Source organism: Micromonospora sp. NPDC005707 (assembly GCF_040631005.1).
Taxonomy (GTDB): Bacteria; Actinomycetota; Actinomycetes; order Mycobacteriales; family Micromonosporaceae; genus Micromonospora.
Genome location: NZ_JBEXYR010000006.1, coordinates 388910 through 397459, shown reverse-complemented (window position 1 = coordinate 397459; position 8550 = coordinate 388910). Strand labels below are relative to the sequence as shown.

At 76.7% G+C, this 8550-nt stretch carries 4 protein-coding genes; all 4 read left to right on the top strand.

Going from position 1 to position 8550, the window contains the following annotated elements; genetic code table 11:
* From ABZ452_RS14750 to ABZ452_RS14735, 4 genes are read left to right on the top strand one after another with little or no spacing between them, the layout of a single operon-like run.
* Positions 1-1062, top strand: coding sequence for a TauD/TfdA family dioxygenase (locus ABZ452_RS14750; RefSeq protein WP_357942675.1), 1062 nt, complete (start codon positions 1-3; stop codon positions 1060-1062).
* Positions 1059-2075 (top strand): TauD/TfdA family dioxygenase, encoded by a 1017-nt coding sequence (locus ABZ452_RS14745; protein WP_357942673.1) that lies wholly within the window; start codon positions 1059-1061, stop codon positions 2073-2075. The genes ABZ452_RS14750 and ABZ452_RS14745 overlap by 4 nt, the downstream gene beginning before the upstream one ends.
* Positions 2072-7348, top strand: coding sequence for an amino acid adenylation domain-containing protein (locus ABZ452_RS14740; protein WP_357942671.1), 5277 nt, complete (start codon positions 2072-2074; stop codon positions 7346-7348). The genes ABZ452_RS14745 and ABZ452_RS14740 overlap by 4 nt, the downstream gene beginning before the upstream one ends.
* The gene (locus ABZ452_RS14735; protein ID WP_357942669.1) at positions 7345-8517 is read left to right on the top strand and encodes an aminotransferase class I/II-fold pyridoxal phosphate-dependent enzyme; all 1173 of its coding nucleotides are present in this window, start codon (positions 7345-7347) and stop codon (positions 8515-8517) included. The genes ABZ452_RS14740 and ABZ452_RS14735 overlap by 4 nt, the downstream gene beginning before the upstream one ends.
* Positions 8518-8550: the final 33 nt, after the last annotated feature.

The window sequence follows — 8550 nt, the reverse complement described above, 5'->3', positions numbered from 1 at the left end:
ATGACTGAGCAGAACCGGGTCGCACGGACCATCCCCCGACGCGGCCGCGAGCGGAACCTGGTGGACGTGCGCCCCGACTGGCCCGGCGGGCCGCTGCCGGCGCTGGTGCGGGCCAACGTGCCCGACGTCGACCTGACCGGCTGGCTGGCCGGCCACCGCGACGAGGTCGACGAGCTGGCCCGGCGCGCCGGGGCGGTGCTGTTCCGCGGCTTCGCCGTGGCCGGCGCCGGCGACTTCCGCGCCGTGATGGGCGCCCTCTCCGACGACGTGCTCTCCTACGGCGAACGTTCCTCACCGCGCAGCCAGGTCACCGAGGGCGTGTACACCTCCACCGAGCACCCCGCCGACCAGCCGATCGTGCTGCACAACGAGCAGTCGTACACGGTGAACTGGCCGCTGCGGATCGTCTTCCACTGCGAGGTCGAGCCGGCCGCCGGCGGGCGGACCCCGCTCGCGGACAGCCGCCGGGTGCTCGCCCGGCTCCGCCCCGGGACGGTCGCCGAGTTCGAGCGGCGCGGCGTGCTCTACCGGCGCAACTACCTGCCCGGCATCAGCCTCTCCTGGCAGACCGCGTTCCAGACGTCCCGGCGGGAGGAGGTCGAGGCGTACTGCGCCCGGGCGCTGATCAACGTGGAGTGGGTTGGCGAGCGACAGTTGCGGACCCGGCAGGTCCGCCCGGCGGTGCGCCGGCACCCGGTCACCGGGGAACGGACCTGGTTCAACCACGCGCTGTTCTTCCACGTCACCTCGCTGCCCGACGACGTCAGCGCCGGCCTGCGGGCCGCCCTCGGCGAGGAGGACCTGCCCTACCAGACCGCCTACGGGGACGGCATGCCCATCGGAGACGACGTGCTGGCCGAGCTGCGGGCCGCGTACGCGGCGGAGACCCGCTCCTTCGCCTGGCAGCGCGGCGACGTGCTGCTAGTGGAAAACATGCTGGCCGCACACGCCCGGGAGCCGTTCACCCCGCCCCGCCGCATCCTCACCGCGATGTCCGACCCGGTCGCCGCGCCCGAGCTGACCGAGGCGCTGCGCGCCGGCGCCGTGGGAGGCCGGGCATGAGCGGGCCGGCGCCCCGGCGGCGTTCCACCGGCACGGTCAGCGCACCGGTGACCCGGCGGGTGCTCGTGGACGAGCGGTTCGTGCTGCTCGTCGAGGCCGCCGTGCCCGACCTCGACCTGGCCGGCTGGCTCGCCGGCCGCCGCGACGAGCTGCTGGCCGACCTGGACCACTACGGCGCGGTGTTCTTCCGCGGCTTCGAGGTGCGCACCCCCGACGACTTCAGCCTGGCCGCCCGGGCGGTCAGCCCGGACCTGCTCGGCTACTTGGAGCGGGCCGCGCCCCGGCACGAGGTCGCCGAGCGGGTGTTCACCTCCACCGAGTTCAACGCCGAGCAGTGGATCCCGCTGCACCACGAGATGTCGTACTCGCACAACTGGCCGACGCACCTCTACTTCTGGTGCGCGCAGCCGGCCACCGGCAGCGGCGGGGCCACCCCGCTGGCCAGCGAGCGGGTCATCACGCCGCTGATCCCGGACGAGATCCGGGAGCGGTTCCTCCGCGCCGGCGTCAGCTACGTGCGCAACTACGGCCCGCACCTGGACCTGCCCTGGCAGGAGGCGTTCCAGACCAGCGACCGGGCGGAGGTGGAGGCGTACTGCGCCGCCTCGGCGACGGAGTTCACCTGGCTGGGCGGGGACGGGCTGCGGACCCGGGCCCGCCGGCAGGCGGTGGCCACGCACCCGCGTACCGGGGAGACGGTGTGGTTCAACCACGCCCACCTGTTCCACGTCTCCAACATGCCGGCCGAGGTGTCCGGCGCGCTGCTCCGCGAGTACGGCCCGAACGGGCTGCCCCGCAACGCCTACTACGGCGACGGCGAGCCGATCCCCGACGAGGTGGTCACCGGCATCCGCGACCTGTACCGGCAGCACGCCGTCTCGGTGCCCTGGCATCGCGGCGACGTGCTGGTGGTGGACAACTTCCTGGCCACCCACGGCCGGGAACCCTTCAGCGGCGACCGGCAGATCCTGGTCGCCATGTCCGACCTCTACGTCAATCGGAGTGTGGTGTGAACGGATACCGTCTGTCGCCGATCCAGCGCCTGGCCTGGGCCGGGAAGCAGGACCTGGTCCGGGCGCGGGTCCGGCTCGACCGGCCGCTGGACCGGGCCCGCTTGCAGGCCGCCGTCGACACGGTGGTGGCCCGGCACGAGGCGCTGCGGCTGACCCTCGTGCACCATCCCGGTCTGCGGGTGCCGTTGCAGGACGTGGACGACGCCCGCGCCGTGACGGTCGGGGCGCAGGGCGACCTGTCGGTCACGCTGACCGACGACGCGCTGGAGCTGGCCGCCACCCCGCTGATCGCCGACCCGGCGAGCCTGCGGCTGGTCCTCGGCGACCTGGCCCGGGCGTACGCCGGCGAGGCGCTGCCCGAGGACCCGGAGGCGTTGCAGTTCCTCGACGTGGCCGAGTGGCAGCTGGAGGAGCGGGAGCAGGCCCCGGCCGCCGGTCCGGCCGCGCCGGCCGCCCGGCTGGTCACCCCGCACGGCGACGACCCGAGCGCGGTCGTCACCGCGACGGTGCCCGCCGCCGCGCTGGCCGACGCCGCCCGGGCCGCGGGCGTCGAACCGGGCACCGTGCTGCTCGCCGCGTGGGCCCTCGCGGTGTCCCGCCGGGCCGAGGCGCCGGACGGCGCCGACGAGGCGGATCTGGTGCTGGCCCGGTGGAGCGACGGCCGGCAGGCCGACGGCACCGCCGGGGTGGTGGGCCCGCTGGGTGGCTACGGCCCACTCCGGCTGCCCCTGCCGCTGCCGACCTCCCCCACCGACCTGCTGGCGGTCGTCCGCGCCGCCGAGGCCGCCGCCGACGACACGTTCCACCTGGTCGACCCGGTGGACGAGCAGTCCGGGGCGGTCGCCGCCTTCGCGCTGCGGCGCGCCGTGGACCCGGCCACCGTGGCCGGTCTCGGCGGCGCCACGGTGACGGTCGCCGACCCGGCGCCGGCCGCCGGCCCGCAGCTCACCGCGCTGGCCGACGGCGAGGGGGTCACCGTGCGGGTGGTCGGCGGGCAGTGGCTGCTCGACGCGCTGCTGGCGATCCTGCGCACCCTGCCCGCCGCGCTCTCCGGGGACGCCCCGCTGGCCGTGCTCGGCGACGGGGAGGCCGGCTGGCTGGCCGGCGCGGCCGGGACCGCGTCCGAGGCGCCCGCGCGTACCCTCGTGGACCTGCTCGACTCGGGCCTCGCCGGGATGGCCGGGGACGCTGCGGCGGTGGTCGCCGCGGACGGCGCGTACACCGCCGGTGAGCTGCGCGACCGGGCCGACCGGGTGGCCGGGGCCCTCGCGGCGCGCGGCCTGGCCGGCGCGCCGGTCGGGGTGCTGGCCGCCCGCTCCCGGGACACCGTCGTGGCCTTCCTCGGCGTGCTGCGGGCCGGGGCGGTGTTCGTGCCGCTGGACCCGGACGCCCCGGCGGCGCGTCTCGCCGCCCAGCTCCGGGCGGTCGGCGCGGAGGTGGTGGTGGGCGCCGGCGGCCCGGCCACCGCGACCGTGGCCGACCTGGTCGCGGCCGGCGGGCCGCCGCCCGCCGCGCCCACCCCGGCCGACCCCGCATACGTGATCTTCACCTCCGGCTCCACGGGCACGCCCCGCCCGGTGCGGGTGTCGCACGGTGCCGCAGCGCACCTCGCCGGGGCGCTGGAGCAGACGGTGTACGCGGGCAGCCGCCCCGGCCTGCGGGTGGCGGTCAACGCCCCGCTCACCTTCGACGCCTCGGTCAAGCAGCTCGTGCAGCTCGGCCATGGGCGCGGCCTCTACCTGGTGCCCGAGGAGGTCCGCCGGGACGGCGCGGCGCTCGCCGCCGCGCTGGCCGACCACGACGTCGACGTGCTCGACCTGACCCCCGCCCAGCTGCGCATCCTGCTCGCCGGCGCCGGGGACACCCGGCTGCCCGGCCTGCTCCTGCTCGGTGGCGAGGCGGTCCCGCCGGACCTGTGGGAGACGGTGGCGGCGCTGCCCGCCGTCCGCGCGGTCAACCTGTACGGCCCGACCGAGTGCACGGTGGACACCAGCGCGGCGGAGATCCGCGCCGGGGACGCCCCGACCATCGGCCGGCCGCTGCCCGGCGTCGCGGTCTGGGTGCTCGACGAGCGGCTGCGGCCGGTGCCGCCGGGCGTGGCCGGGGAGCTCTGCGTCAGCGGCCCGCAGCTCGCCGACGGGTACCTCGGCGACCCGGAGGCCACGGCGCGGCGCTTCGTGGAGGTGGCCCTGCCGTCCGGGCGCACCGCGCGGGTCTACCGGACCGGCGACCGGGTCCGCTTCGACGCCGACCGGCGGCTGCGCTACCTGGGCCGCCTCGACGACCAGGTGAAGATCCACGGGTTCCGGGTGGAGCCGGGCGAGGTGGCCGCCGTCCTGCGCGGGCACCCCGAGGTCGCCGACGCCGCCGTGGTCGCCCGCGACGACGACGGGTACGGCGACCGGCTCGTCGCCTACGTCCGGCCCGGCGCGGCCCCGACCGTCGACGTCGACCGGATCGCCGGGGTCAACCCGCACGAGACCCGCTACCTGTACGACGAAATCTTCGTCCAGCAGGTCTACCTGCGCGACGGCATCGTGCTGCGGCCCGGGGCGACGGTGCTCGACGTGGGCGCGAACATCGGCATGTTCTCGCTCTTCGTCCACACCGTCTGCCCGGACGCGACCATCCACGCGTTCGAGCCGGTGCCGTCGGTGGTCGACGTGCTGCGGCGCAACGTCGCCGAGTTCGGCGTGCCGGCCACGGTGCACGGGTTCGGGCTGTCCCGGCCGGCCGGTGAGGTGTCCTTCACCTACTACCCCGGCTACTCGATGATGTCCGGCCACGCCGCGTACGCCGACCCGGACGCCGAGGTGGCGGTGATCAAGCGGTACCTGACCAACGAGCGGGACGCCGGCGCGGACGAGCGGGACGTCCTGCTCGGCCGGGTCGACGAGCTGCTCGCCGAGCGCTTCGCCGGCCGGCGGCTCACCGTGCCGGTCCGGCCGCTCTCGGCCGTCCTGGACGAGCTCGCCCCGGAGCGGATCGACCTGCTGAAGATCGACGTGCAGCGGGCCGAGGCGGACGTGCTGGCCGGGCTGGAGGACCGGCACTGGCCGCTGATCGCGCAGGTCGCCATGGAGGTGCACGACGCGCCCGGCACGGACACCGCAGGCCGGCTGGCCGAGCTGGTCGCGTTCTTCGAGGCGCGCGGCTTCACGGTGGTCAGCCGGCAGGACGACCTGCTGGCCGGCACGGACCGGCACACCCTGCACGCCGTGCGCCCGGAGTACGCCGCCGACCCGCGCCCGGCCGTGGTCACGCCGGCCGCGCCGGCGGCCGGCCCGCTGGCGGAGCGGCTGCCCGGCTGGCTGGCCGAGCGGCTCCCCGCCCACCTGCTCCCCGCCGCGGTGGTGCTCCTCGACGAGCTGCCGCTGACCCGCAACGGCAAGCTCGACCGGGCGGCCCTGCCCGCGCCCCGCCTCGGCCGGCCCGGCGCCGGCGGGGGCGTCTCGCCCGCCAACCGGGCCGAGGAGATCCTGGTCGAGGCGTGGCGCGAGGTGCTCGGGGTGGCGGACTTCGGGGTGACCGACAGCTTCTTCGCCCTGGGCGGCGACTCGATCCGCAGCATCCAGATGCAGGTGGCGGCGCAGAAGCGCGGGCTGTCCTTCCAGCTCAACGACATCTTCACCCACCAGACGATCCGGGAGCTGGTCGAGCACGGGCGGCTCACGGTCGACGGCGTGGAGACCCTGCCCGGCGCGGCGGAGGCCGGGCGGTTCGCCCTGGTGGCCGACGCCGACCGGGAGCGGCTGCCGGACGGGCTCGCGGACGCGTACCCGATGACCGCGCTCCAGCAGGGCATGGTCTACCACGGCGAGCTGACCGGCGACCCGGCCTCGTACCACAACGTCACGGCGCACCGGATCGCCGCGCCGCTGGACGTGGCGGCGCTGCGCCGCGCGCTGGCCGGGCTGGTGGCCGCCCACCCGGTGCTGCGGACCGGGTTCGCGCTGGGCGCGTACTCCGAGCCGTTGCAGCTCGTGCACGCGGACGTGCCGGTCGAGGTGCCGGTGACCGACCTGGCCGGCGCCGACCCGCAGTCCCGCCGGGCGCGGATCGACGGCCTCGTGGCCGAGGAGCGGGTACGCCCCTTCGACTGGGCCCGTCCGCCGCTGCTGCGGCTGCACGCCGTGCGGGAGGAGGCCGACGCGTTCACGCTGGTCGTCGCCGAGTACCACGGCATCCTCGACGGCTGGAGCCTGCACCGGTTCCTCGCCGCCCTGCTCGCCGCGTACGACGCCGAGCGGGCCGGCCAGGCCCGCCCGGCCGACCCCGGCCTGCCGTTCCGGGAGTACGTGGCGGCGGAACGGCGTGCCCTCGCCGACCCGGCCACCCGCCGGTTCTGGCTGGACGGCGCGGGCGCGGCGCGGCCGCTGCTGCTCGGCGGGGCGCAGCCCCGGACCACCACCACCCAGCGGGTGCCGCTGAAGGCGGGCACCACCGAGGCCGTCGCCGAGGCGGCCCGGGCCGCGGGGGTGCCGGTCAAGTCCTGGCTGCTCGCCGCCCACCTGCGGCTGATCGGCGAGCTGGCCGGCCGGGACGACGTGGTCAGCGGCCTGGTGGTCGGGGGCCGGCCGGAGGGCGAGGGCAGCGACGCCACCCTCGGGCTGTTCCTCAACACCCTGCCGGTGGGCGTGGCGTTGGGCACCCGGTCCCCGGCCGAGCTGGCCGCCGAGGTGTGGCGGGCGGAGCGGGAGCTCATGGGGCACCACCGCTTCCCGCTCGCCGAGATCGTCCGCGCCGGCGGGGGCGGCCCCCGCTTCGACCACTTCTTCAACTGGACCCACTTCCCGCACGGTCCGGCCGACGGCGGCAGCCGCATCGTGGACAGCCGGGGCATCACCGTGGACGTGGCGTTCAGCCTCGCCGTCGACGCCGAACTGGACGCCGGGACCGGCCGGCTGGCCGTCACCGTCCAGTACGACCACCGGCATGTCCCCGCGGAGCGGGTGGACGCGCTCGCCGACGGCTTCCGCCGGCTGCTGGCCGCCGACCCGACCGCGCCGCTGCCGCCCGTCGCCGCCGCCGGGCCCGGGGTCGGTGACGCGCGCGGCGAGTGGGCGGCCCGGGTGGCGGGGGCCTGGCAGGAGGTGCTCGGTGCCGCGCCGCGCGACCCGGCCACCGACTTCCTGGCCGCCGGCGGAGACTCGCTGCGCGCCCTGCGGCTGGTCACCGTGCTGCGGCAGCGCCACGGCAGCGACCTCACGCTGCCCGAGTTCACGGCGCTGGGCAGCTACGGCGCGCTGGTGGACCGGGTGGCCCGCTCGTGACCGGCTTCGGCACGGCCGCCGTGCACGGCGACGACGGCCTGGTCCCCGGCGGGGCGGTGGCGCCGCCGATCGTGCAGAGCGCGACGTTCAGCGCCGAGTCCGACGAGCGGTTCACCGAGATCGCCACCGAGGCGCGGGGCAGCGCCTTCTACACCCGCTACGGCAACCCGAACCACGCGCAGGTGGCCGCCGTGGTGGCCGAGCTGGAGGGGGCGGAGACGGGCCTGGTCACCGCCTCCGGTATGGGCGCGATCACCACGGTCGCGCTGGCCCTGCTCTCCGCCGGCGACCACGTGGTGGTGCAGCGCAGCACGTACGGCGGCACCACCTCGCTGGCCACCGGCCTGCTGGCGCGCTTCGGGGTGTCCTGCACCCAGGTCGACCAGACCGACAGCGGGGCGTTCGAGCGGGCGCTGCGCCCGGAGACCCGCCTGGTGCTCGTGGAGACGCCCAGCAACCCGCTGCTGGAGCTGACCGACCTGGCGGCGGTGGTCGCGTCGGCCCACGCGGCGGGCGCGTTGGTGGTGGTCGACAACACCTTCGCCACGCCGGTCAACCAGCGGCCACTGACCGCCGGGGCGGACCTGGTCTGGCACAGCGGCACCAAGTTCCTCGGCGGTCACTCCGACGTGTCGGCCGGCGTGGTGGTCGGCCCCGCCGGGCTGGTCGAGCGGGTGTGGCGGACGGCGATCGTCACCGGCAGCACGCTCGGCCCGGTGGACGCCTGGCTGCTGCTGCGCGGCATCCGCACGCTGCCGCTGCGGGTGCAGCGGCACAACGCCAACGCGCTCGCCCTGGCCCGGGCCCTGGAGGGGCACCCGGCGGTGGCCCGGGTCCGCTACCCGGGGCTGCCGTCGCACCCCCAGCACGATCTCGCGCGCCGGCAGATGACCGGCTTCGGCGGGGTGCTCGGCGTCGACCTCGCGGCGGGCCGGGCGGGGGCCGCCGCCCTGCTGGCCGGGCTGCGGCTCGCGAAGCGCGCGGCCAGCCTGGGCAGCGTCAGCACGCTGGTCGTGCATCCCCGGTCGATGTGGGCGGGGATCGTGGACGCCGGGCAGCTGGAAGCCACCGGCATCGGCGAGGGGCTGGTCCGCGTCTCCACCGGCATCGAGGACACCGCCGACCTGTTGGACGACTTCCTGGCGGCGCTGGACACGGCGCCGACCTGACGCGGGGCGGACGTCGGTGCATGGTCCGGGCCG

Bases quoted from the DNA above. Each gene is read 5' to 3' on its own strand.
- ABZ452_RS14750 (WP_357942675.1), top strand. From the start codon at position 1: ATGACTGAGCAGAACCGGGTCGCACGGACCATCCCCCGACGCGGCCGC.
- ABZ452_RS14745 (WP_357942673.1), top strand. From the start codon at position 1,059: ATGAGCGGGCCGGCGCCCCGGCGGCGTTCCACCGGCACGGTCAGCGCA.